Source organism: Microbacterium psychrotolerans (assembly GCF_031085295.1).
In the GTDB taxonomy this organism is placed as follows: domain Bacteria; phylum Actinomycetota; class Actinomycetes; order Actinomycetales; family Microbacteriaceae; genus Microbacterium; species Microbacterium psychrotolerans.
The window spans coordinates 134,224-158,083 of the sequence record NZ_JAVFWO010000006.1; the positions used below are offsets into that span (position 1 = coordinate 134,224).

20 protein-coding genes and 1 tRNA gene are annotated in these 23,860 nt (G+C 71.3%); 4 read left to right on the top strand and 17 right to left on the bottom strand.

Annotated features, from left to right (window positions below):
* Together Q9R08_RS18295 and Q9R08_RS18300 are read right to left on the bottom strand one after the other, a co-directional pair.
* Entirely contained in the window at positions 1-726 is a 726-nt protein-coding gene (locus tag Q9R08_RS18295) for an ABC transporter ATP-binding protein (protein ID WP_308869605.1), read from the bottom strand.
* 79 nt (positions 727-805) lie between these two features.
* Positions 806-2,287: an ABC transporter permease gene (locus Q9R08_RS18300; protein ID WP_308869606.1), complete on the bottom strand. Its 1,482-nt coding sequence runs from the start codon at positions 2,285-2,287 to the stop codon at positions 806-808.
* 242 nt (positions 2,288-2,529) lie between these two features.
* On the opposite strand from Q9R08_RS18300, the gene Q9R08_RS18305 reads away from it, so the two are divergent.
* A complete protein-coding gene (locus tag Q9R08_RS18305; protein WP_308869607.1) occupies positions 2,530-3,258 on the top strand; it encodes a response regulator transcription factor in 729 nt (242 codons plus the stop codon).
* Positions 3,259-3,455: 197 nt separating this feature from the next.
* A complete protein-coding gene (locus Q9R08_RS18310; RefSeq protein ID WP_418001377.1) occupies positions 3,456-4,847 on the top strand; it encodes a sensor histidine kinase in 1,392 nt (463 codons plus the stop codon).
* 10 nt (positions 4,848-4,857) lie between these two features.
* On the opposite strand, the gene Q9R08_RS18315 is transcribed toward Q9R08_RS18310, so the two are convergent.
* The 8 genes from Q9R08_RS18315 to Q9R08_RS18350 form a co-directional block, all read right to left on the bottom strand.
* On the bottom strand, positions 4,858-6,420 hold the full coding sequence (locus tag Q9R08_RS18315; RefSeq protein ID WP_308869609.1) for an FAD-dependent oxidoreductase: 1,563 nt from the start codon (positions 6,418-6,420) through the stop codon (positions 4,858-4,860).
* Between the two features lie 5 nt (positions 6,421-6,425).
* Positions 6,426-6,980, bottom strand: a complete 555-nt coding sequence (locus Q9R08_RS18320) for an MOSC domain-containing protein (RefSeq protein WP_308869610.1) — start codon at positions 6,978-6,980, stop codon at positions 6,426-6,428.
* Entirely contained in the window at positions 6,977-7,915 is a 939-nt protein-coding gene (locus Q9R08_RS18325; protein ID WP_308869611.1) for an FAD:protein FMN transferase, read from the bottom strand. Before Q9R08_RS18325 ends, Q9R08_RS18320 begins: the two co-directional genes overlap by 4 nt.
* Before the next feature lie 3 nt (positions 7,916-7,918).
* Positions 7,919-8,392: an FMN-binding protein gene (locus Q9R08_RS18330; RefSeq protein WP_308869612.1), complete on the bottom strand. Its 474-nt coding sequence runs from the start codon at positions 8,390-8,392 to the stop codon at positions 7,919-7,921.
* A gap of 81 nt (positions 8,393-8,473) precedes the next feature.
* Complete coding sequence (locus Q9R08_RS18335) at positions 8,474-11,266, bottom strand: HAD-IC family P-type ATPase (protein WP_308869613.1); 2,793 nt, start codon at positions 11,264-11,266, stop codon at positions 8,474-8,476.
* A 57-nt stretch (positions 11,267-11,323) separates the two neighbouring features.
* Positions 11,324-12,358: a ribose-phosphate diphosphokinase gene (locus Q9R08_RS18340; protein ID WP_308869614.1), complete on the bottom strand. Its 1,035-nt coding sequence runs from the start codon at positions 12,356-12,358 to the stop codon at positions 11,324-11,326.
* The gene (gene glmU, locus Q9R08_RS18345; protein ID WP_308869615.1) at positions 12,333-13,802 is read right to left on the bottom strand and encodes a bifunctional UDP-N-acetylglucosamine diphosphorylase/glucosamine-1-phosphate N-acetyltransferase GlmU; all 1,470 of its coding nucleotides are present in this window, start codon (positions 13,800-13,802) and stop codon (positions 12,333-12,335) included. The genes Q9R08_RS18340 and glmU overlap by 26 nt, the downstream gene beginning before the upstream one ends.
* 1 nt (position 13,803) lies before the next feature.
* Positions 13,804-13,875: transfer RNA gene (locus Q9R08_RS18350), tRNA-Gln, on the bottom strand.
* A 97-nt stretch (positions 13,876-13,972) separates the two neighbouring features.
* Between Q9R08_RS18350 and Q9R08_RS18355 the strand changes: the two genes are divergently transcribed.
* Positions 13,973-14,476: a MarR family winged helix-turn-helix transcriptional regulator gene (locus Q9R08_RS18355; RefSeq protein ID WP_308869616.1), complete on the top strand. Its 504-nt coding sequence runs from the start codon at positions 13,973-13,975 to the stop codon at positions 14,474-14,476.
* Between the two features lie 9 nt (positions 14,477-14,485).
* On the opposite strand, the gene Q9R08_RS18360 is transcribed toward Q9R08_RS18355, so the two are convergent.
* The 5 genes from Q9R08_RS18360 to Q9R08_RS18380 all read right to left on the bottom strand — a co-directional run bounded on the left by Q9R08_RS18360 (position 14,486) and on the right by Q9R08_RS18380 (position 20,182).
* Entirely contained in the window at positions 14,486-16,306 is a 1,821-nt protein-coding gene (locus tag Q9R08_RS18360) for an ABC-F family ATP-binding cassette domain-containing protein (protein ID WP_308869617.1), read from the bottom strand.
* A 62-nt stretch (positions 16,307-16,368) separates the two neighbouring features.
* Positions 16,369-16,671 carry a DUF427 domain-containing protein gene (locus tag Q9R08_RS18365; protein ID WP_308869618.1) on the bottom strand — a complete coding sequence of 101 codons (303 nt, stop codon included), beginning with the start codon at positions 16,669-16,671 and terminating at the stop codon, positions 16,369-16,371.
* Between the two features lie 100 nt (positions 16,672-16,771).
* Complete coding sequence (locus Q9R08_RS18370; RefSeq protein WP_308869619.1) at positions 16,772-18,121, bottom strand: GNAT family N-acetyltransferase; 1,350 nt, start codon at positions 18,119-18,121, stop codon at positions 16,772-16,774.
* Between the two features lie 73 nt (positions 18,122-18,194).
* Positions 18,195-19,118, bottom strand: a complete 924-nt coding sequence (locus Q9R08_RS18375) for a 4-(cytidine 5'-diphospho)-2-C-methyl-D-erythritol kinase (RefSeq protein WP_308869620.1) — start codon at positions 19,116-19,118, stop codon at positions 18,195-18,197.
* Positions 19,115-20,182, bottom strand: coding sequence for an aldo/keto reductase (locus Q9R08_RS18380; RefSeq protein WP_308869621.1), 1,068 nt, complete (start codon positions 20,180-20,182; stop codon positions 19,115-19,117). Before Q9R08_RS18380 ends, Q9R08_RS18375 begins: the two co-directional genes overlap by 4 nt.
* Positions 20,183-20,371: 189 nt before the next feature.
* Between Q9R08_RS18380 and Q9R08_RS18385 the strand changes: the two genes are divergently transcribed.
* Positions 20,372-21,958: a stealth conserved region 3 domain-containing protein gene (locus tag Q9R08_RS18385; RefSeq protein WP_308869622.1), complete on the top strand. Its 1,587-nt coding sequence runs from the start codon at positions 20,372-20,374 to the stop codon at positions 21,956-21,958.
* On the opposite strand, the gene Q9R08_RS18390 is transcribed toward Q9R08_RS18385, so the two are convergent.
* The gene (locus tag Q9R08_RS18390; RefSeq protein ID WP_308869623.1) at positions 21,906-22,826 is read right to left on the bottom strand and encodes a phosphodiesterase; all 921 of its coding nucleotides are present in this window, start codon (positions 22,824-22,826) and stop codon (positions 21,906-21,908) included. The genes Q9R08_RS18385 and Q9R08_RS18390 overlap by 53 nt on opposite strands.
* Before the next feature lie 117 nt (positions 22,827-22,943).
* Positions 22,944-23,804 carry a 16S rRNA (adenine(1518)-N(6)/adenine(1519)-N(6))-dimethyltransferase RsmA gene (gene rsmA / locus Q9R08_RS18395; RefSeq protein ID WP_308869624.1) on the bottom strand — a complete coding sequence of 287 codons (861 nt, stop codon included), beginning with the start codon at positions 23,802-23,804 and terminating at the stop codon, positions 22,944-22,946.
* Positions 23,805-23,860: the final 56 nt, after the last annotated feature.

The following is a 23,860-nucleotide window of genomic DNA, read 5'->3' on the forward strand; positions in this document are numbered from 1 at the left end:
TCAGCGTGTGATGTCGCGCACCGTCCCCTTCTCGAGCCGCAGTCGGCGCCGCGCTCGGCGGGCGACGGCGGAGTCGTGCGTGACGACGATGAGCGTGAGCCCCTCGTCGTTGAGCGCCTGCAGCACCGACAGGATCTCGTCGCGCATGCTCTCGTCGAGGTTGCCCGTGGGCTCGTCGGCGAGGAGCACCCGCGGGCGCTTGACGATGGCGCGCCCGATCGCGACGCGCTGCTGCTGACCGCCCGACAGCTCGCCGGGCCGATGGTCCGCGCGCTCGGCCAGGCCGACGTGCGCGAGCGCCTCGGCGACACGGGTGGCGCGCTCGTCCTTGGAGAGCCCCAGCGGTTCCAGAGCCATGTCGACGTTCTCGTGCGCCGTGAGCGTCGGGATGAGGTTGAACCCCTGGAACACGAAGCCGATCTCGTGCGCGCGGATGCGGCCGAGCTCGCCGTTGCTGGCGGTCGCGATGTCGAGCTCGCCGAGGTGAACCGAGCCGGTGCTGGGGCGGTCGAGGGCCCCCAGCAGCTGCAGCAGCGTGGACTTGCCGCCGCCGGTGGGTCCCTGGATCGTGACGAAGTCCCCCGCCTCGATCGTGAGGTCGACGCCGGCGAGCGCCTTCACGATGCGGCCCTTCTGCGTATAGGTGCGGGTGACGCCTTGGAGGCGGTACTGTGCCGGGGCTGCGGCATCCGGGGCCGAGGCGGCCTCTGTGTCGGTCATGGTCATGACGTGCTCTCCCCTTCTTGGAGACGGTGTCGTCGAGGTGGGTTCGGGTGCGGTGGGGATGGTGTCGGACACGGATGCCTCAGCCCACGGAACGGAGGGCCTCGGCGGGGCTCAGGCGGGCGGCCCGCCATCCGCCGAAGGCGCCGGCGACCAGGCCGCCGAGCACGGCGATGCCGACCGCCGCGACGACCACCCAGAGCGTGACCGGTGCCTGGAGAACGACGTCGGCGCCCGTCTGCTGCATGACGGCGTTCCCGAAGGTGCCGGGGCCTCCTCCGGGCATCTGCGCGCCGTCGCCGCCGGGCCCGAAGGTCTGGGTCGAGGGCGCCGTCGAGATGGTCGGGGCGATGACGTTGATGGCGAGGATGCCGGCGAAGCCGATCACGAGACCCACGACACCGCCGATGAGGCCTTGCACGACCGACTCGCCCGCCACCTGGCCGACGACGCGCCCGTTGGACCAGCCGATCGCCTTGAGGGTGCCGAACTCGCGCGTGCGGCGCGAGACGCCCGAGATCGTGAACAGCACCGCGAGGACGAGAGCGACCGCGAGCACGATGAGCGACAGCCACGTGCCGAGGCTCGTGATGAGCGACGACGCGCTCGAGAGGGATCCCGACACCGTCGAGGCGAGATCGGACTGCGAGCTCACGGTGGCGTCGGGCAGCTCCTCCTGGAGCGCCGTCTGCACCGCTGAGATGGCGTCGGAGGACTCCGCCTGCACGTAGACCGTCGAGATCACGTCTCCGGCGCCCGAGAGCTCCTGAGCGACGTCGAGTGGGATGTAGACGTTCGAGGCCGTGTCGGCCTCATCGGACGTCGACGTCACGAGGCCGATGATCTCGAAGTCCTGGCCTCCGACGTCGACGGTGTCGCCGACCGCGAGGTCGGCGGTCGTGGCGTAGGTGGCATCGAGCACCGCGACGTACGCGCCCTCGTCGGACGCCTCCAGGCCGCGGCCGTCGCTGAGCTCCACCGCGGACAGCGGACCCACGGCGTCGGCCGCCGGGTCGATGCCCAGCACAGTGAACGAGTCGACGCCGAACGAGCCTCCGCCGAAGCCGCCGCCACCGCTCTCCCCCTCGGTCTGCTGCGGAGGCTGTGGCTGGGTGGTGGCGTCGCCGGTGGCGTCGTCCGGCCGCTGCGGCAGCTCGCCCGAGAAGGTCATGTTCGTGAGGCTGAGTGCGGCGGATGCCGCCTCCACACCGTCGACGGAGGCGACCGTGTCGAGGGTCGAGGCGTCGAGGGTCGAGCGCATCGGCTCTGTCACGAGCCGCGACTGGCTGAGCTGCGTCGTGCCGTCGTCGGTGGTCTCGCCACCGTCCTCGCCGAAGTCGAACCGCGCTCCGCCCTGTCCGGGCTCGGCCTGCGCGCCGGTCACGGTGAGGTCGGTGCCGACGCCGTACACCGACTCCAGCACCTGCGCCTGCGCGGCGCTCACGCCGGCGGCGAGCGAGTTCACGATCATCACGAGCGCGATGGCGATCGCGAGGCCGGCGGCCACGATGATCGTCTGCTTCTTGCGGCCGGCCAGCTCCCGCCGCAGATAGGTCATGTACATGGGTCTCCTCCTGGCGGGCGGAATGCCGGCCGTCGAGGGGACGCTACGAACCCGCGTGATGGGCATGCCCAGCGGCCCCTATGGGCACCTTATGAACCGCGAGACCTCACCGGCAGCACGAAGACCCCGGGGTTCCCCTCGGTCTCGCCCCAGCGCTGGTGTCTCGCGGAGACGGCCGGTTTCACAGCCGGCGCATAGCGCGCTCCATAGGAAGCGCATAGGAAGACGTCCACAATGGACGCATGACCAACCCCGCACCCGCCCTGCTGCGTCCCGACGGCTCGAACCTCCGCGTGCTCGTGGTGGACGACGAGCAGATGCTCACCGACCTGCTGTCGATGGCGCTGCGCATGGAGGGATGGGAGGTGCGGACGGCCGGCTCAGGATTCGAGGCGCTGCAGTCCGCCCGCGAGTTCGAGCCGGACGCCATGGTGCTCGACATCATGATGCCCGACCTCGACGGCATGGCCGTGCTGCAGCGTCTGCGTCAGGCGGGCGACGACGTTCCGGTGCTGTTCCTCACCGCGAAGGATGCCGTGAGCGATCGCGTCGCCGGCCTCACGGCGGGCGGCGACGACTACGTCACGAAGCCGTTCAGCCTCGAGGAGGTCGTGGCGCGCCTCCGCGGCCTCATGCGCCGCGCCGGCACCGCTCACGCCGCGGGGGCGGAGCCGATCCTCCGCGTGGGCGACCTCACCCTCAACGAGGACAGCCACGAAGTCGAGCGCTCGGGCGAGGAGATCGAGCTCACCGCGACCGAGTTCGAGCTGCTCCGCTACCTCATGCGCAACCAGCGCCGCGTCGTGTCGAAGGCGCAGATCCTCGACCGCGTGTGGAACTACGACTTCGGCGGACGCTCCAGCGTGGTCGAGCTGTACATCTCGTATCTGCGCAAGAAGATCGACGCCGGCCGCGAGCCCCTCATCCACACCGTGCGCGGCGTCGGCTACATGATCAAGGCGCCCCAGTGACCGACGGGACCGGCTCGCCCGAGGGACACCGGACGGGGTCGGATGCCGTAGCCGGCGCCTCGGCATCCGTCGGGGAATCCGCGGCCTCCGCGGAGACCGCTGTCGAGTCCCCCGCCGGCGAACGGCTCCCGCGCCGCGCGCCGTGGACGCTCCAGCGCAAGCTCATCGTCACCGTGGTGGGCATCACGTCGTTCATCATGGTGCTCGTCGCCGTCGCGACCAGTGCCATCCTCAGCCAGGTGCTGGAGCAGCAGCTCAACGACAACGTGCAGTCGGCGGCACGACGGTCGTCCGTCGTGCTCGCGCAGGCTGGGGCGAGTGGTCTCACGGCCAAGGAGATCCTGACCCAGCAGCCGCAGCCGCCCGGCTACTTCCTGGCGATCCAGACGCTCCCCGACGCCCCGACAGCCGCGGTGATGACCACCGCCGGCGTCGTCGAACTGGACCAGGACGAGATCGACAAGATCAGCGAGAGCCTGCGTGGCCAGCACGATCAACTCGTGGTGACGGTCGAGGACCGCGGGACCTATCGCGTGGAACCCGTGCAGGCGGGCGCCACGTTCGCCCTTGTCGGACTCTCGCGGGATGACGTCGCCGTGACGCTGACGCGCATGTGGATCACGATCGGTCTCCTCACCGCCGGTGGCCTGCTGCTCCTCGCCGTCGCCACCGCCTGGACCATCCGGCGAGGCCTGGCGCCGCTGCGCGCGGTCGCCGACACGGCGGCCCGCGTCTCGACCCAGCGGCTGGACCAGGGCGAGGTGACCATCGCCGAACGGGTGCCGTCCCACCAGGCCGATCCCCGCACCGAGGTCGGCCGCGTGGGCGAGGCGCTGAACACGCTCCTCGACCACGTCGACGAATCGCTCACCGCCCGGCAGCGCAACGAGGAGCGGATGCGCGCGTTCGTCGCGGACGCGAGCCACGAGCTGCGCACGCCGCTCTCGTCCATCCGGGGCTACAGCGAGCTGTCGCTCAAGGCCCTGAGCCGCGGGCAGGGTGCGGCGACCATCGAGACGACGGAGGCCTCCCTCGAGCGGATCCAGGCGCAGTCGCTGCGCATGACCTCGCTCGTCGAGGACCTGCTGCTGCTGGCGCGCCTCGACGAGGGTCAGGAGCTCGTCTACGGCACGGTCGACCTGACGCGGCTCGTGATCGACGCCGTCGGCGATGTCCGTCCCACCGGGCCCGACCACGAATGGGTGCTGGAGGTGGGCGACGAACCCGTGCTGGTCGCCGGGGACACCGGCCGGCTGCACCAGGTCGCCGCCAACCTGCTGGCCAACGCCCGCACGCACACCCCCGCCGGCACCACGGTCACCGCGAGCGTCACCCGTGACGACGGCACGGCGGTCCTCCGTGTGCACGACGACGGCCCTGGGATCGATCCCTCGATCAAGGACGAGCTGTTCGAGCGCTTCGCGCGCGCCGACCGCTCGCGTGCACGTCAGACCGGCGGCACCGGCCTCGGCCTCTCGATCGCCCGGGCCATCGTGGATGCCCATGGCGGCAGCATCCGTGTCGACAGCACCCCCGGCGACACGACGTTCGAGGTGCGGCTGCCCGCTCGTCCGGTCGACCCGACCTGAGTACCGACGCTCAGTAGCCGCTGAAGGCGTCCGTCGTGATCGAGCGCGCGCGCTCGAGCGCCGGTGCGAGGTCGGCGATCAGCGCCGCCGGACCGGAGATGTACGCGTGACGCGACCCGATGTCGGGCACGACGCGCAGCAGCCCGTCGGCGTCGAGGCGCACGCCCTGCGCCCACAGCCAGTGGTCCGGCAGATCCGCCGGCCGGTCACGCGTGAACAGGATGACGCGCGCCCCGGATGCCGCGATCTCGTCGCGGTACGCCAGCTCCGAGGAGTCCGACGCCACGTAGACCAGCACGATGTCGCGGTCGAGGCCCGCGGCCTGTGCGTGGCGCAGCTGTGACACGAACGGCGTGACGCCGATGCCGGCGGCCACCATCAGGATCGGAGCCGCGTCGCGCTTTGGCAGCAGGAAGTCGCCCCAGACGCCCGTGATCGCGAGGGCGTCGCCGGGCTGGACCTCGGCGAGCGCCTTCTTGTACGAGCTGAGCGGCTTGGTGGTCTTGCCGTCCTTGAACGCGACCTTCAGCAGCGGCAGATCCTCCGGCGCCGAGGCGATGCTGAACTCGCGACGCGTGCCGCGGGCATCCGGATGGCGGTGCGGCACCTCGAGTTCGAGGTACTGCCCCGGAAGGAACGCGAGCCGGTCGTGCACGCGGAACGTGAGCTCCTGCACGCTCGGCGTGGGCTCCGAGCGTGCGACGAGGGTGAGGCGCACGGCGGTGCGCACGGCGAACGCGAACGCCACGAGGTTGCCGACGAGGAGCGCCCGCTCCTGTCCGAGGGTGACATCGCCGATCGGGATGGGCCATCCGGCCAGCACGCCGACCACCGTGGCGACGGTCAGCTGCTGCCATCGGCGCGGCGGCAGGGTGAGCGGCTCGGACAGCATGAACGCCCCGAGGAAGAGGAACGGCGACGACCAGAGGATCGGCCACAGCAGGTCGAGCACCTCGACCTCGACGCCCGCGGCCTGGTACTGAGCGGCCGTGCGGAAGACCGCGACAGCGACCGCGAACACCAGGAACACGGCGACCACGCGCAGCTTCTCGGTGCGCACCAGCACCGCGAGCCCGAGCAGGATGACGGGCGCGGCGAGCGCCGGCGTCCCGACCCACCACGACGACGCGCCGAGGTCGGGCCACGCCAGGCTCAGCAGCGTCAGCACCGTCGCACCGACTGCCGCAGGGTTGAAGATGTGGCGGCCGCGCCATGCGAGCAGGTACTTCGAGAGCGAGGCGACCGCGGCGGCGATGACGATTCCCAGCAGCCCCACGAGCTCGAGCGTCGGGCGCAGGACGAACAGCAGGATGTGCGACGTGATCAGCGACGACTCGAGACGCCACGGCAGGTTGAGCACGCGCTGTGCGGCGGCATCCACTCCCACGCAGACCGCCGAGAGCACGGCGAGCGTCACGATCAGCTGCAGCGGATCGGGGCCGACCAGGCCGAAGAACGAGAGCAGCAGGGCCACTAGGGCCAGCGTCGCGAGTGCGAGATACACCAGGCGGTACATCGACACGCGGCCGAGCACCGCGAAGGCGCGATTCCAGATGGAGGTGAGAGTGCCCATCCGGGTCACACCGGCTGCAGGGGCTCGTGGCGACCTGCGGGCGGGATGACGCGGATGCCGTCGCCCGGGCGCACGACGCCGCCCTCGAGCACGACCGACATGACGCCGGCCAGGCGCACGGTGGCACGCGTGTCGTCGACGTGGACAAGCTCCTTCATCAGCCCCTCCGAGACGCCGTCGATCTGGACGCAGGGGTTGCGCAGGCCGGTGACCTCGATCACCGCGTCGTCGCCGAGTGCGAGTCGCGTGCCGCGCGACAGACCCAGCAGGTCGATGCCGGCGGTGGTCACGTTCTCGCCCAGGGCGCCCGGGTGCACCTCGTGGCCGCGTTCGGCCATGTCGTCGAACAGCTCGGCATGGATCAGGTGCACCTGGCGCAGGTTGGGCGTCGTGGGATCGCGCCGGACGCGGGACAGGTGCTGCACGGTGGTGCCGGCGTGGGCGTCGCCCTCGACGCCGATGCCGGCGATCAGGGTGATGCTCTCGCGCGTCGGCTTGCTGAAGCGATGCGCGTCGTCGCGGGCGACCGCGACGACGTGTCCGGAGAGGGGTTCGGTCACTGTTCCAGGCTATTCGGTCGCGAAGCCGGTGCGATCCCGGGTCCGACATCTGTTCGCACGAACAGGTCGGCGCGGCAGCCAGGAGACCACTCGACGCGGCCGTCCGTCGTCATGCGCACCCATTCGACGCCCCACTCGTGGGCGAGGCGAGGACCGCCGTCGAAGAACAGGGCCGTCGCGACGGCGTCCGCGGCCATCGCGTCGGCCGCCGCCGCCCACGTCGCGGCGATCGTCCGCACGGGCTGCCCGGTGCGCGCGTCGAGCACGTGGTGCAGGGTGCCGATGCCCGTCGCCGAGGGCCAGGCGCGCCGGTTGACGGCCGACGCGCAGAGCGCGGCATCCGTCACCTCCCACACGCCGATGGCACGACGCGGATCGAACGGGTGCTCGAGCCCGATGCGCTGCGGGCGCCCGCGCAGCGCAAGGTCGCCGCCGGCGTCCACCGTGAGATCACCGGACTCGCTGCGCACGAGGATGCCCAGCACCAGGTCGACGAGGCGGCCCTTGCCGAGGGCGCCGACGTCGATCGTCGCCGGCTCGACGAGCGCCAGGCGCCCGTCGTGCCAGCTCAGCAGCTCCCGCCATCGGGCCGGCGCCGGCGTCGCCCCGCGGTCGCGCAGCGTATAGGCGGCGTCGTAGCCGAGGGCGTCCAACGATCCGCCGACGAGCGGGTTGACTGCGCCTCCCGTGGCGTCCGACAGGGTGGCGAGGGCGTCGAGCATCGGCACGGCATCAGCAGGCGCGGGGACGGCGCCTGGCGTCCGCGCCAGCGCGCTCACGACCGAATCCGCCCGGAACCGCGACCAGTCCCGGTCGAACTCGTCGATGCGCGCGCTCACCTCGTCGCGCACCGCCGCCGGCAGGCGACGCTCGGTGACGATGTCCCACGTCGTGCCGATGGCGTCGAAGCGCCAGGAGTCCGGCGCCGTGCTCACGGCCTAGTTCGCCGCCTCGGACTTGATGGTCTCGATCGCGTCGTTGAAGCCGCCGCTGGTGAGCGACGACCCGGCCACGCGGCTGACCTGGATCTCGTCGATGTCCTGCCCGACGACGACGTCGGCGATGCCGCCGATGAACTCGCCCTGGTACTGCTCCGACTCGCGCTTCTGCGGGTCGCCGGTCACCTCGACCGCCGTGATCACGTCGTCCTCGAGGCTCACCGTGACGGTGATCGTCTCGACCGATTCGGGCGTGGCATACGAGCCGTCCGCCGTGTACGTGCCGTCGGCGTAGGAGCCGCTCGAGCCGGTGCCGGCGGAGCCGCTGTCGGTGCTCTCCGCAGTGTCGGTCGTCGCAGGTTCTTCGGCCTCCGACGCCTCCGGCGTGCAGCCGGCCAGGAGCGCGATGCCGGCGACGGCGGTCAGCGCGGCTCCGGCGCGAACAGGGCGGGAAGCGAGTGCGGTGCGGATCATGACGGTCCTCCTGGCTCGGGTCGGCTCGTGTCGTGCGAGCGGTGACGCGGAAGCGTCTGAATCAGATCCTGTCAACCGGTCCTATGAGCCGCCTTTGAGCGTGTCCGCCGATGTCGATGACGTGCCGCGTGCGCGCAGCACCGCCTTGAGCACCTCGACGGCGAGGAAGATGCCGATGGACACCACGATCGGCAGGATCCAGGATGCCGCGTCCAGCGGCCGCGAGTCGAACAGCACATTCATGAACGGCACGTAGGTGTAGATCAGCTGCAGCACGATGAGAGCGATGGCGGACCACCAGACCACGCGGTTGCCCCGCAGCACGTCGAGGGTGAGACTCGAGCGTCCGAGGAACCGGCAGTTGAGCAGGTACGCGAGCTGTCCGAGCGCGAGCATGAGGACGGCCTCGGTGCGGGCCACCTCGATGTCGGCTCCGGTCGCGACGACGCCGTAGAACACGCCCATCGCGGCGCCGCCGATGAGGAGCGACACGACCAGCACGAAGCCGAGCTCGCGGCGATCGATGATCGGTCCGCCGCTGGCGCGCGGCGGGCGGCGCATGATGCCGCGCTCGGCAGGCTCGTATGCGAGGGCGAGCGAGAGCGTCACCGCGGTCACCATGTTGACCCACAGCACCTGCACACTCGTGATGGGCAGCGCGAGCCCGAACACGACGGCGACGAGGATCACGAGCGACTGCGCCCCGTTGGTCGGCAGCAGGAACACGATCGACTTGCGCAGGTTGTCGTAGATGCGACGTCCCTCGGCGATCGCGCTGCGGATCGTCGCGAAGTTGTCGTCGGCCAGCACGAACTCGGCGGCCTCCTTGGTCGCCTCGGTGCCTTTGATGCCCATCGCGATGCCGACGTCGGCCCGCGTCAGCGCAGGGGCGTCGTTGACGCCGTCACCGGTCATCGCGACGACCTCGCCGTGCGACTGCAGCGCCCGCACGATGCGGATCTTGTGCTCGGGGCTCGTGCGCGCGTACACGTCGACGTCGCGCACGACCTCGCGCAACTGCTCCTGGGTGAGTGCTTCGAGCTCGGCGCCGGTGAGCACCTCGGCGTCGGCGCTCGCAAGCCCCATCTCGTGCGCGATGGCCAGGGCTGTGCCGGCGTGGTCGCCCGTGATCATCTTCACGCGGATGCCAGCGGTGTGACAGTCCGCGATCGCCTCGACGGCTTCCGGCCGGGGCGGGTCGACGATCCCCCAGAGCCCGATGAACTCGAGGTCGATGAGGTCGTCGAGCGCGAACTCGTCGGTGGTCGGCCGCACGGGTTTCCGGGCCGCCGCGAGCACGCGCAGGCCCTGCGAGCTCAGCGCCTCGATCGCCGTGTTCCAGCGCACCAGGTCGAGCGGCTCGGACCCGTCGGCTCCCCGCTGGGTGAGCGAACGCTCGAGCAGGCGGTCGGGTGCGCCCTTGACGAGGATCGCCCGCGAGACCTCGCCGGCGGCACCGCCGGAGCGGGCGCCCTCGTTGAGGGTCGCCATGAGCTTGTTCGCGGAGTCGAACGGGATGACGGCGACCCGGCGTCCGCCGGCGCTCCCGACACCGCCCTTCATCGCGACGAGCTTGAGCGCGCCCTCCGTCGGCTCGCCGACGAGGCCCCACGCGCCGTCCTCGCCGCGGACGATGTGGGCGTCGTTGCAGAGCGTCGCGATGGCCAGGAGCGCTGCCAGATCGCCGCGTTCGGCCGGTGCCGCGTCGCCCGCGGCGGCATCCGCGCCTCCGCCGGCGGGGACGATGTCGCCTTCGGGCACGTAGCCGAGCCCGGTGACGCTGTACTCCCCCAGCGGTGTCACGATGTGCCGCACGGTCATCTCGTTGCGGGTGAGCGTGCCCGTCTTGTCGGAGCACACCGTGGTCACCGATCCCAGCGCCTCGACCGCGGGAAGCTTCCGCGTGATCGCGTTGTGACGGGCCATCTGCTGCACGCCGATCGCGAGCGTGATCGTCACGAGCGCCGGCAGCCCCTCGGGGATCGCCGCGACGGCGAAGCCGATGGCGGCCGAGATGAGCTCGGGGTACGGCATGCCGTGCAGGAAGCGCCCGATCATCATCATGATCGCCGCCATCGCCAGGATCACGACGGTGAGCACGCGGCCGAAGCCGTCGAGCTGACGGGTCAGCGGGGTGGCCAGCGACTCGGCCTCGTCCGCCAGGCTCTGGATGCGGCCGAGCTCGGTGTCCGATCCGGTCGCGGTGACCACGCCCCGGCCCTGCCCGGCGCTGATGATGGTGCCCGAGAACGCCATCGATCCGCGATCGCCCACCCCCGCCTCCGGCGCCGACGGGTCGGTGGTCTTCGACGACGGCACGGACTCTCCGGTCAGCGCCGCCTCGTCGATGCGCAGCTGGAAGGCCTGCAGCAGCCGCAGGTCGGCGGGCACCTTGTCGCCGGGCATGAGCCGCACGACATCGCCCGGCACCAGGTCGGCGGCGGGCACCGTCACCCAGCCGCCGTCGCGGCGCGCACTCGCGTCGGCCGACAGCATCCCGCGGATGCCGGCGAGCGCCTTCTCGGCGCGCCCCTCCTGGATGTACCCGATCACCGCGTTGATGATGGCGACGACCATGATCACCCAGAAGTCGAGCCAGTCCCCCATGAGCGCCTTGATGACCGCGGCGCCCAGCAGGATGTAGATCAGGGTGTCGTTGGAGTGCGCCAGGAACCGGAGCACCGCCGGCTTGCGCGCTGGCTCCGGGAGGCGGTTGGGTCCGGCGATCTCGAGGCGCGTGGCCGCGTCGTCGGTGCGCAGTCCCCCGGCCTCGGCCTCGAGATGCGCCAGCACGTCGTCGGCGAGCAGCGCCCAGGGGCGCGCCACCGTCAGGCGCGCTTCGGTCAACGGCGGGGAGTTCAGCGGCTGCGTCATGGATTCGTCATCCTTCCGTCGCCGCCGCGGAGTCGGGGGTCCGACCCTGTGCCGGCGTCAGGCCGCCCCGTCGAACATGCTGGTGACGGAGCCGTCCTCGAACACTTCGTGGATCGCGCGTGCGAGCAGCGGTGCGATAGGCAGAATCGTAAGGCTCGGGAACCGCTTCTCGTCGGGGATCGGCACCGTGTCGGTCACGACGACCTCGTCGATCGCCGGACTCTGCAGGCGCTCGGCGGCGGGATCGCTGAAGATCGCGTGCGTCGCGGCGACGATGACCTTGGTCGCGCCGTTGGCTTTGAGCGCCTCGGCGGCCTTCACGATCGTGCCGCCGGTGTCGATCATGTCGTCGACCAGGAGGCACACGCGTCCGTCGACCGCGCCGACGATCTCGTTGACGGTGACCTGGTTGGCGACGTTGGGATCGCGGCGCTTGTGGATGATCGCCAGCGGCGCGCCCAGGCTGTCCGACCACTGGTCGGCGACGCGCACGCGGCCGGTGTCGGGCGAGACGACGGTGAGGCGGTCGCGGTCGGACTCGCTGAGCGTGTTCTCGAAATACTCCAGCAGCACGGGCTTCGCGAACAGGTGGTCGACGGGTCCGTCGAAGAAGCCCTGGATCTGGGCGGCGTGCAGGTCGACGCTCATGACACGGTCGGCCCCGGCGGTCTTGAACAGGTCGGCGACGAGGCGAGCGCTGATGGGCTCGCGGCCCCGGCCCTTCTTGTCCTGACGCGAGTACGGGAAGTACGGCGCGACGACGGTGATGCGCTTGGCCGACGCCCGCTTCGCGGCGTCCAGCATGATGAGGGTCTCCATCATCCACTCGTTGACCGGCGGCCCGAAGCTCTGGATGAGGAACAGGTCGCAGCCGCGGATGGAGACCTCGAACCGCGTCAGGATCTCGCCCGACGCGAACGTGCGGTACTCGGTGGGGACGAGCTCGGTGCTCAGCTGCTCGGCGACCTGCGATGCGAGCTCGGGGTGCGAGCTCCCGCGCGCGATGACGAGCCGCTTCTTCGTCTTGGCGACGAGTCCGGGGGCGATGTCATTCGCACGGTCGAGTTCAACGGTCTTCTTCTTGCGCGCCATCGTCCGCCTTCTGTGCGCTGCGGGCCTTGGCGGCGACGTCCGCCGCTCCGGTACCCGGTCTGTTCTTCTCGACCCACCCCTCGACGTTGCGCTGAGGGGCGACGCTGAGAGCGAGAGCACCGGCGGGCACATCCTTGCGGATGACCGCCCCCGCCCCCGTCTTCGCGCCGTCTCCGATCCTAACGGGCGCCACGAAGACGTTATGCGAGCCGGCGTGCACTTCGTCACCGATCTCGGTGCGGTGCTTGGCCAGGTCGTCGTAGTTGGCGGTGATCGCGCCGGCACCGAGGTTGACGCCGCGGCCGATGGTGGTGTCGCCGATGTACGACAGGTGCGGCACCTTGCTGCCCTCGCCGATGGTCGAGTTCTTCGTCTCGACGAAGGTGCCGATCTTTCCCTTGGCGCCCAGATAGGTGCCGGGGCGGACGTACGCGAACGGGCCGACGGTCGCGCCGGCGCCGATGACGGCGAGCGTCGCGTCGGTGCGCCGGACGGTGGCGCCCTCGCCGACCTCGCAGTCGACGAGGCTCGTGTCGGGTCCGACGATCGCGCCGGTCTCGATGACGGTGGCGCCGAGGATGTGCGTGTTGGGCAGCACGGTCACGTCGGGAGCGAGCTTCGCGTCGACGTCGATCCAGGTGGTCGCCGGGTCGAGGATCGTCGCACCCTCCAGCTGCCAGCGGCGCACGGTGCGCGCGTTGAGGAGGCGGCCGACCTCCGAGAGCTGTGCGCGGTCGTTCACGCCGTACGTCACGGTGACGTCGTCGACGAGCGATGCCGCGACGCGGCCGCCTGCGCGCCGCACGAGCCCGGCGACGTCGGTGAGGTACTTCTCCGCCTGGGCGTTGTCGAGGCCGATCGCCGGCAGGTGGCTGCGAAGGGCGTCCACTCGGAAGACGTACATGCCCGCGTTGATCTCGCGTACCGCGACCTCGGCGTCGTCGGCGTCCTTCTGCTCCACGATGCGCGCGACGTCGCCGTCGGCGTCGCGGATCACGCGTCCATAGCCGTTCGGGTCGTCGACGACGGCGGTCATGACGGTCACTTCCGCATCGGTCGTCCGGTGGGCCGCGAGGAACGCGGTCAGCGTTCCGGCATCCGCCAGCGGGCAGTCGCCCGAGAGCACGAGCACATCGCCGGCGAAGCCGTCGAGCTGGGCGAGGGCGACCTCGACGGCGCGACCGGTGCCGGGGACCTCGTCCTGGTCGACGACGCGCGCGTCAGGCGCCAGGTCGGCGACCGCCGCGGCCACCTGGTCGCGCTCGTGCCGCACGACGACGAGCGTGCGCGCCGGTGCCAGGGCGGCCGCGGAGGCGAGAACGTGCCCGACGAGCGGACGACCGCCGATGCGATGGAGGACCTTGGGCAGCGACGACTTCATGCGCGTGCCCTGCCCGGCGGCGAGGACGATGACGGCCAGAGCGTTGTCAGGGGTGTCGGTCATGCTCCGCCGCCAGGATTCGAACCTGAACCTCACAGCTCCAAAGGCTGTCGTGCTGCCGTTACACCACGGCGGAACGCGGCGACCAGGACTCCGGATGCCGCCCGTCAAGTCTGCCAGACCGCCCCCGGTCGATGAGCCTGCCGGAGCGCCGGCCCCGCGATAATGAGGGCATGACGGCGCAGAGCGACGAAGTGGACCGCATCGTCGAGGCGTGGACGACGCAGCGCCCCGACCTCGACTTCTCACCGCTCGGCGTGCTCTCGCGCGTCGACCGGCTCTCACGGCACCTCGACCGCGCGCGACGCGACGCCTTCCGTCGCAGCGAGCTCGAGCCGTGGGAGTGGGACGTGCTGTCGGCCCTCCGCCGCGCGGGAGAGCCGTTCCAGCTCAGCCCGAAGCAGCTGCTGCAGCAGACGCTCGTCTCGAGCGGCACGATGACCAACCGAATCGATCGCCTGGTCGGGCGCCGGCTCGTGCGCCGCGAGTCCGATCCTGACGACGGCCGGAGCGTCCTGGTCACCCTCACCGACGAGGGCAAGATCCGCGTGGATGCCGCGATCACGCGTCTCGTCGACGCCGAGGCGCTGCTGCTCGACACCCTCTCGCGGGGCGACCGCGAGCGGCTCGCCGGGCTGCTGCGCAAGCTCAGCCTGGGCTTCGACGCGCACGACTAGGTCCCGAGATCAGCCGATCTGCTCGGTGAGCTCGAACCAGCGCTCCTCGACGGCGTCGCGCTCCTTCTCCAGCTCGCCGATGCGGCTCATCTCGGCGCTCAGCCCCACGTAGTCCGCCTGGTCGTGGTCGGCGAGCGCCGTGCGGGCGGCGCCGATCTGCGCCTCGAGCTTGGTCAGGCGCCGCTCGAGGGCGGACACCTCCTTCTGCGCGGCGCGGAGCTCCTGCCCAGCGAGACCCGGCGTCGGCGCGGTGCCGGCAGCCGCGGCGGCGGCATCCGTCCCGCTCGTGCGCTTCGCGTCGTCCCGCTCGCTCAGCGACCGGGCCCTGCGACGCAGGTACTCGTCGACGCCGCCGGGCAGATGGCGGAGGTGGCCGTCGAGGATCGCGTACTGCTGGTCGGTGACGCGCTCGATGAAGTAGCGGTCGTGCGACACGACGAGGAGCGTGCCCGGCCAGGAGTCCAGGAGGTCCTCGATCGCGGCGAGCATGTCGGTGTCGAGGTCGTTGGTGGGCTCGTCGAGGATGAGCACATTCGGCTGCTCCAGGAGGATGAGCAGCAGCTGCAGCCGGCGCTTCTGACCACCCGAGAGGTCCTTCACCGGCGTCGAGAGCTGGGCGCTCTGGAAGCCCATGCTCTCGAGGAGCTGGCCGGGGGTGAGCTCCTGCGCCTTCGAGCCGGCCCCGAAGGTGTACGTGGTGCGCAGGCGCGAGATGACGACGCGCACCGGATCGTTGAGATGCTCCTCGAGCTCGTCGAGGCGCTGGGTCAGGGTCGCGACCTTCACCGTCTTGCCGCGCTTGACCCGCCCCGCGGTGGGCTCGACGTCCCCGGCCACGAGCCCGAGAAGCGTCGACTTGCCGGCGCCGTTCACGCCGAGGATGCCGGTGCGCTCGCCGGGGGCGATCCGCCACTCGACCGGATGCAGCACCTCGCGCCCGTCGTACGAGACGGCCGCGTCGAGAAGGTCGACCACGTCCTTGCCGAGGCGCGAGACGGCGAGGGAGCGCAGCTCGGTGGCGTCGCGGATCTCGGGCACGTCGGCGATGAGGACGTTGGCGGCGTCGATGCGGAACTTCGGCTTGGACGTGCGCGCCGGCGCTCCACGGCGCAGCCACGCCAGCTCTTTGCGTGCCAGGTTCTGCCGCCGCTGCTCGATGACCGCGGACTGGCGGTCGCGCTCGACACGCTGCAGGATGTAGGCCGCGTAGCCGCCCTCGAAGGGCTCGACGAGGCGGTCGTGCACCTCCCAGGTCGTGTTGCACACCTCGTCGAGGAACCAGCGATCGTGCGTCACGACCAGCAGCCCGCCCTGGTTCGCCGGCCATCGACCCTTGATGTGCGCCGCGAGCCACGCGATGGCCTCGACGTCGAGGTGGTTGGTGGGCTCGTCGAGGAAGAGCACGTCGTGGTCGCCCACGAGCAGCGTCGCCAGCGACACGCGCCGGCGCTGACCGCCCGAGAGGCCGGCCACGGGCCCGTCCCACGGCAGGTCTCCCAGCAGCCCGGCGATCACATCGCGCGCCCGGGAGTCGCCGGCCCACTCGTGGTCGGGGCGATCGCCGACGACCGTCTGGCGCACCGTGAGCGTGTCGTCCAGGGTGTCCGCCTGGTCGAGCACGCCGACGCGGACGCCGCCGCGCACCGTCACCCGGCCGCCGTCGGGCTCGAGCCGGCCGGCGAGCATCGCCAGCAGGCTCGACTTGCCGTCGCCGTTGCGTCCGACGACGCCGATGCGGTCGCCCTCGTCGATGCCGAGCGAGACCCGGTCGAAGACGACCTTCGTCGGGAACTCCAGGTGCAGGGCCTCGGCCCCCAGAAGATGTGCCATGTCCCCTCCAGGCTAGGCGAGCCGGAAGGCCTCGCCGCGCGCCCGGCGTCGGGGAGGCCGGGTCAGTCGGCGATCTGCACGGCGCGGTCGAAGGCGACATACCCCGAGAAATCCGCCCCGACGCGCGTCACCGCACTGGAGTGCGGGGTCGGGTACGACCAGGCCCGGTCGGTGTGTTCGTGCTCGCCGGCCCGGACGCTGAAGTACTGGGCCTCGCCCTTCCACGGGCAGGTGTACGGCGTCGCGCTCTCGACCAGGGCGCCCTTGGCGACCGCCACAGGCGGCCAGTACCAGTTGCCCTCGATGCGCACGAGGTCGTCCTTGTCGGCCTCGGCGATCACCACGCCGTTCAGCACAGCCTTCATGTCTCCTCCAGGTGGGTTGGTCTTGGTCTGCCCCAGAGGGACGAACCGGCCCACCCGCGGATGTGTTCCCGCCGAAGGTCGTGCGCGAGGGGGTGCCGGGTCAGTACCAGATGCTCAGCCGGGGAGCGGTGTGCCAGCCCAGCACGCGAGCGGCGGTCGTGGGATCGGTCGTCGTCACCCGACCCGCTGCCGCGAGCGTCGCCGGCGAGACGGCTCCGAGGTACGTGGCCGACAACTCCGTGATCCCGAGTGCCACCTGCACGGCCCCTTCCGGCGACTCGCCGTCGGCCAGGACGGTCACGCGCCCCACGCCGGCGTCGTCGACCTCGAGCAGGTAGCGGCCCGCCGAGAGTCCGATCGGGTCGGACACGTCGAGCACGAGCGCGCCCGCGGCGCCGTAGCGACGGGCCTCGAGGCACGCGACCACGTCGATGATCCGCACGTACTGGTGATCGCGCACCGTGACCTTCGCCGCACGCTGGTCGGCGATCATCCACAGCAGCGGCTCGTCGATCGACAGCTCGCCCGCGTGGACCTCCGCCACCAGGTCCAGCTCGAGCAGGAACCGCCACAGCGCGGCGTACGCGTCGTCCGTCTCGGCCAGGAGGTAGTGGACGGTGGCCGTCGCCTTGGTGAAGTCGTCGTGGTTCTCGCGCACGGCGTACACCGCGGCGCCGCGCACCTCGCCCGCGGCATCCGCGTACTGAACGGCGCGCTTCTCGCCGACCTTCTCGGCTGCCGGATTCGTGCCGGCGAACCCGTCCCAGTGACTTCCGGGAACGTCGATCTCGCCCGGGAAGCGGTGGCGCATGCGCTCGTGCAGCGACGGCAGCAGCTCGCGCACGCGCTCGCGGGTGACGAAATCGATGCGCCCGGCGGGCTGCGGCCCGATCCACGCGGCGCGCTTGGTCTCGATCTGCCAAGAGGCGCTCGCAGCGGCGGGCGCGAAGCCGTAGCGGCCGTAGAGCGGCGACTCGCTGACCGTGAGCATCGCCATCGGGATGCCGGCAGCCTGAGCGGCCCGCAGCTCTCCCTCGAGCATGGCCCGGGCGACGCCGCGCCGGCGGTGGGTGGGCGCCACCGTGACGGCCGAGATCGCGCACGACGGGATCGCCGCGCCGCCGGGCACGGTGAGCTCTCCGAGCCAGGAGGCGATCGTCGCCACCGGGGCGTCGGCCATCGGGCCGGCAGGATCGTAGACACCCGTGAGCCGCCGGTAACCGCTGCGGTCGCGCGAGGCCGCGACCTGCTCGTCGGTGCGTTCGCCGTCCTGGAAGCCCCTCGCCACGGTCTGCAGCCAGCCGACGAAGCCGTCGTGGTCGACCGCGAGCCGGCGGTAGTCGAGGCCGTTCGCCGCGAGCCGCGTGCGGGACTCCTCGTCGACGGGTCCGGCGCGGAACGCGGCGCGGTCGGCCTCGTCGGCACCGTGCGTGAGATCGAGCGTCTTCATGGGATCTTCCTCTCCACGCCCGCGGGGTACGGGCTCAGGTCGGCGTGCGGGACTGGGGACTCCGGTCGCCGGTTCAGGTGACCACGCGCGCCCCGGCCACCGGGCCGTGGACGTGAAGCGCCTCGTACCCCGCGGCCGACAGTGTGATCTGCAGTTCGAGCGCGGACTCCGGATCGACGGCCAGGAATGCCAGGGTAGGGCCGGACCCCGACACCAGCCCGGCGAGCGCTCCGGACTCCTCCCCCAGTTCCAGCACCTCCCGCAGCTGCGGCCGCATGGAGAGCGCCGCGATCTGCAGGTCGTTGCGGGTGTGCTCGGCGAGGGCGATCGGGTCGCCGGCGCGCAGCGCCTGCAGCACCGCCGGGTCCACGGCAGGTGTCCGGGTCGCGGCGATGTCGGGGCGCGCGCGCAGCTCGTCGAGGTGCGCGTACACCTCGGGCGTCGACAGTCCCGCGTTCGAGGGGACCACGACCCAGTCGAACCGGCCCTTGGCCAAGGCTGGGCTGAGCTGGTCGCCACGCCCGGTTCCGATGGCCGTTCCGCCCATGAGGGCGAAAGGGACGTCGGCGCCGAGGCGGGACGCGAGCTTGTGCAGCTCGGCGCTGCCGAGCTCTGCTCCCCACAGCGCGTCGCAGGCGACGAGGGCGGCCGCGGCATCCGCGGATCCACCGCCCATGCCGCCGGCGACGGGCACGTGCTTGACGATGTCGAGGTGCACGCCGCCCGAGTACCCGATGCGCTGAGCCACGAGCCGCGCCGCGCGCACGGCGAGGTTGCGGTCGTCGGCCGGCACTCCCGACATGTCGACCGTGCCCGAGACCGCCACGCTGAAATCGTCGGACGGCGTGGCCCACACGTCCTCGTACAGCGAGACCGCCTGATACGCCGACGCGACGTCGTGGTAGCCGTCATCGTGCACGCCGCCGACCTCGAAGAACAGGTTCAGCTTGCCCGGTGCCCGTACCCGGACGCCGTCGGCGGCGAGGGCCTGAGTCACCGGTTCGCCGATTCCGCCCAGAGGTCCACGTCGAGGCCGTCCGACAGCGCGTCGATGCGCTCGAGCTCCTCCGTGTCGAAGGCAGGACCCTTGAGCGCCTTGAGGTTCTCGTCGAGCTGGGCCGGGCGCGACGCCCCGATCAGGGCGGACGCGACCACAGGGTCGCGGAGCACCCACTGGATCGCCATCTGGGCGAGCGTCTGCCCGCGCTCCTTCGCGATGACGTCGAGCGAGCGGAGCGTGGTGAGGCCCTTCTCGCTGAGCGAGCCCCCGGGAAGCGACGCGCGCTGCTGCGCACGCTCGGCGGAACCGTCGCCGAGGTACTTGTCGGTGAGCAGGCCCTGCGCGAGCGGCGTGAAGGCGATCGCCCCCATGCCCTCCTGCTTGAGGACGCCGGTCAGGCCGTCTTCGACCCAGCGGTTGAGGATCGAGTACGACGGCTGGTGGATGACCAGCGGCGTGCCGAGCGAGCGGGCGACCGATGCCGCGACCGCGGTCCGCTCGGCGCTGTACGACGAGATGCCCACGTACAGGGCCTTGCCCTGACGCACCAGCGTGTCGAGCGCAGCCACGGTCTCTTCGACCGGGACGTCCGGGTCGACGCGGTGCGAGTAGAAGATGTCGACGTAGTCGATGCTCATGCGCTGCAGGGACTGCTCCGCGCTGGCCAGGAGGTACTTGCGTGCGCCCCCGTTGCCGTAGGGCCCGTGCCACATGTCGTAGCCGGCCTTCGACGAGATGATGAGCTCGTCGCGGTACGGCGCGAAGTCCTCGCGCATCATGCGGCCGAAGTTCGTTTCGGCGCTGCCGTACGGCGGGCCGTAGTTGTTGGCCAGATCGAAGTGGGTGATGCCGCGGTCGAAGGCGTGGCGCAGCAGCGCCCGCTGGTTGTCGAACGGGATGTTGTCGCCGAAGTTCCACCACAGGCCGAGAGAGATGGGAGGAAGGGTGAGCCCCGACGTGCCGACGCGGCGGTACTCCGCGCGGGCGTAGCGGTCGGCGGCGGCGGCGTAGGGGGTGTGGAGGTCTCCTCCACGGGACAGGTAGCGCGCGTCTTCGGTCACCGGTCCAGGCTATCGGCGCGGCGTCCGGTGCGCAGGTGACGCCCCCCGGCGTGTGCCGCACGGGGGGTTCACGCAGGCACACAGCGTGCCGACGTGTCAAGGGATGCGAGAGGAAACGTCTTCGTAACGGATGATGCCTAGGGTGACCACACCGGACGGCGACACGTCGTCGCCAGCGAAGGAGGAGATATGGCCGCACTTTCGGCTCTGCCGCAGCCCGCCCGCACGTGGACGGGACTGCTGGAGCGCGCGGACATCGCCGTCGACCGCGGCATCCTGCACCTCGTGCACGACGATGTCGCGCCGCTCGAGGCCCGCACGTCGGATCTGCTGCTCGTCGCCGGCGCCCTGGAGGCGGCCGGCATCACCGTGACCCTGATCCGCCACGATCACGCGATCCCGGCGCTGGCGGTCGACCTCGACGATCGCGACGCCGCCCTGGCCGCACTCGCCGGCCTCTGCGAGACGGAGCCCGTGTACCTCAAGGCGAAGGGGCGTCCGCCGGTGCTCGCCTCCGACGCACCGCCCCTTGCCGCGGCACCGTCGGCCGTGCGCGTCTACCGCCCCCGGATCAGCCGCAACGGCACGCTGCGCTACACCGCCGCGCTCGGCGCCCACCTCGAGTTCTGGCGCCACACCGACGACCTCGTCGAAGCGCCGCATGACAACGCGCTCACCCGCAAGCTCACGCCCGTCGAGGACCTGTCCTACACGACCGTCGCACGCTACGGACGTTCCTGGCGGACGCTGGACGGCATGTTCGACCCGCAGCCGCACGAGTTCACCGAAGAGGTCGACCTCGTCTTCTCGTGGGTGGACGGCTCGTCGAGCGCCTTCCAGCGCATGCGCGCCGCGCAGATGGCGGAGTACGTCGTGGGCGACGGCGACGACAGCCCCGCGCGTTTCCGGCACGTGGACGAGCTCCGCTACGCGCTGCGGAGCGTCCACATGTACGCGCCCTGGGTGCGGCGGATCTTCATCGCGACCGACTCGCCCGCGCCGTCATGGCTCCTCGATCACCCCAAGGTGACGATCGTCCGCAGCGAGGAGTTCTTCGCAGACCCGTCGGTGCTGCCGACCCACAACTCGCACGCCGTCGAGGCGCAGCTGCACCGGATCCCGGGGCTGGCCGAGCACTTCCTGTACTCGAACGACGACATGTTCTTCGGCCGGCTGGTGGAGCCGGAGCTGTTCTTCACGCCCGCCGGGGTGACGAAGTTCGTCGAGTGCGAGGTGCGGATCGGGTCCGGGGCGCCGGCGCTGCACCGCAGCGGTCACGACAATGGACTCCGCGTCAACCGCGCCCTGCTCAGCGAGCGGTTCGGGCGCACGATCGTGCGCGACCTCGACCATTGCGCGACACCGCTGCGCAAGAGCGTGATGGCCGAGCTCGAGGCGGCCTTCCCCGACGACTTCGCCCGGACCGCGGCATCCCGCTTCCGCTCCGCCACCGACATCTCGGTCACCAACAGCCTCTACCACTACTACGCGCTGATGACAGGGCGGGCCGTCGCCACGCGCGAGCCGCGCGTGCGCTACGCGCAGACCACGATGGCATCGGGACTTCGCCGCATGCAGCGGCTCGCGGAACGCACCGACGTCGACATGTTCTGCCTCAACGACGGCGGCAACGCCGAGGTCCCTGAGGACGTGCGCGTGCGGAGCCTCCGAGATGCGCTGGAGCGCATGTTCCCGGTGCGGGCGCCGTGGGAGCGCGCTGAGCTCAGCGCAGCAGAGGAATCGGCTCGGTCGGCGCATCCCTCGGCGCGGCGCTGAGGGGCGCGACGTCGGCCAGGCGCAGGCGGCGCTGGGCCTCGTCGGCGTCGATGTACTCGAGTGTGCGCGGCGCGTCGACGGGCACGACCGAGTGCACCACGGTGTCGTCGTAGACGTGCACGAGGTTGAACGCCTGCGCGCCATCCTGCGGACGGGTGCCGCCGACGGGCACGGTCAGGTCCTGCGCGTAGCAGGTGGATGACGCCACCGAGACGGGGATGCCGGCGAAGGTGGCGAAGGTCGAGTAGTGCAGGTGGCCGGCGATGATGGCGCGCACGTCGCTGCCGCGCAGCACCGCGGCCAGGTTGGCCTGGTCTCGCAGCTCGACGCTCGCCGCGAGCGGCAGCACAGCCGGAACGGGCGGGTGGTGCATCGCGAGGATCGTGCCCAGCGGAGCGGGCGTCGCCAGCACGTCGGTCAGCCAGGCGAGCTGCTCGTCGCGCAGTTCGCCGTAGTGGTGCCCGGGCACGCTCGTGTCGAGGGTGACCACGCGGAGGCCGTCCAGCTCGTCGACGCGGTCGACGGGGCGCACATCGGATGCCTCGCCGAGCAGTTCGGCACGGAATGCCGCACGGTCGTCGTGGTTGCCCATCACCCAGAGCACGCGTGCGCCGATGCGCGCCGCGAACGGCTCGACGAGGGCGCGGAGGTCGGCGTAGGCGCCGCGCTCCCCCAGGTCGACGAGGTCGCCCGTGAAGACGACCGCGTCGGGCCTGATGCCCGAGTCCTCGATCACCGCCAGCGCGCGGGCGAGCTGGGCCGCACCGTCCAGGGCGTCGAACAGGCGGGGCGTCGATGCCGCGCGCAGGTGGGTGTCGCTGATGTGCAGCAAGATGCGTTCAGGGGCCGGATACTCGGCGGGTCGCATGTCGATTCACTCCGGTCCGCCGCGAGGCGAGCTGCCCGTGAACGGGACGGCAGACGCAGAAATGTTACCGACATGTTTCGGGGCATCCGGTCACCACACGGTGAACAATCACCGAATTCACACGACGGCGGCGTCTCCGGCAGCCTGCGCGATGCGCACGAAATCGTCGATGGAGAGGTCCTCGCCGCGCGCGGTCGGCGCCACGCCGGCCCTCTCGAGCACGGCAGACGCGGCGGCCGCGGTGCCACCCAGGACGCCCGACGTCGCCTGACGCAGCATCTTGCGTCGCTGCTGGAACGCCGCGTCGACGATGCTGAACGTCCTCCGGCGGAGGATCTCGTCACCGCGCGGCACGGGGTCGCGACGGAATCCGACGAGCACGCTGTCGACGTTGGGGACGGGCCAGAACACCTGACGCGAGACGGTGCCGGCCAGACGCCAGGGTCCGTACCAGGCGGCCTTGACGCTCGGCGCGCCGTACACCTTCGATCCGGGCGGGGCGGCGAGGCGCTCGCCCACCTCTGCCTGGACCATCACGACCCCGCGTTCGAGGCCAGGGAAGTTCTCCAGGAAGTGCAGGAGCACCGGCACGCTGACGTTATAGGGCAGGTTCGCCACGAGCACGGCCGGTTCGCCGGGCAGCTCGGTGACGCGCAGGGCATCCGCGTCCACGACGGTGAGAGCACCGTCGGCGACGCCGTGCGCGGCAGCGGTCGCCGGCAGGCGCTCGGCGAGTCGGTGGTCGATCTCCACCGCCGTGACGGATGCGCCCGCCTCGAGGATCGCGAGGGTCAGCGACCCGAGTCCCGGCCCCACCTCGACGACGCGGTCGCCCGGAGCCACCTCGGCGACGCTCACGATCTTGCGGACCGTGTTGGCGTCGACGACGAAGTTCTGCCCGAGCTTCTTGGTCGGCGTCACGTCGAGGTCGGCGGCCAGGGCGCGGATCTCGGCCGCACCGAGGAGTGTCACGGGCATGCGTTCACTGTACGGCGTGCGGGACGCCTCCTCGGATCCGCGGCGCCGGGATCCCG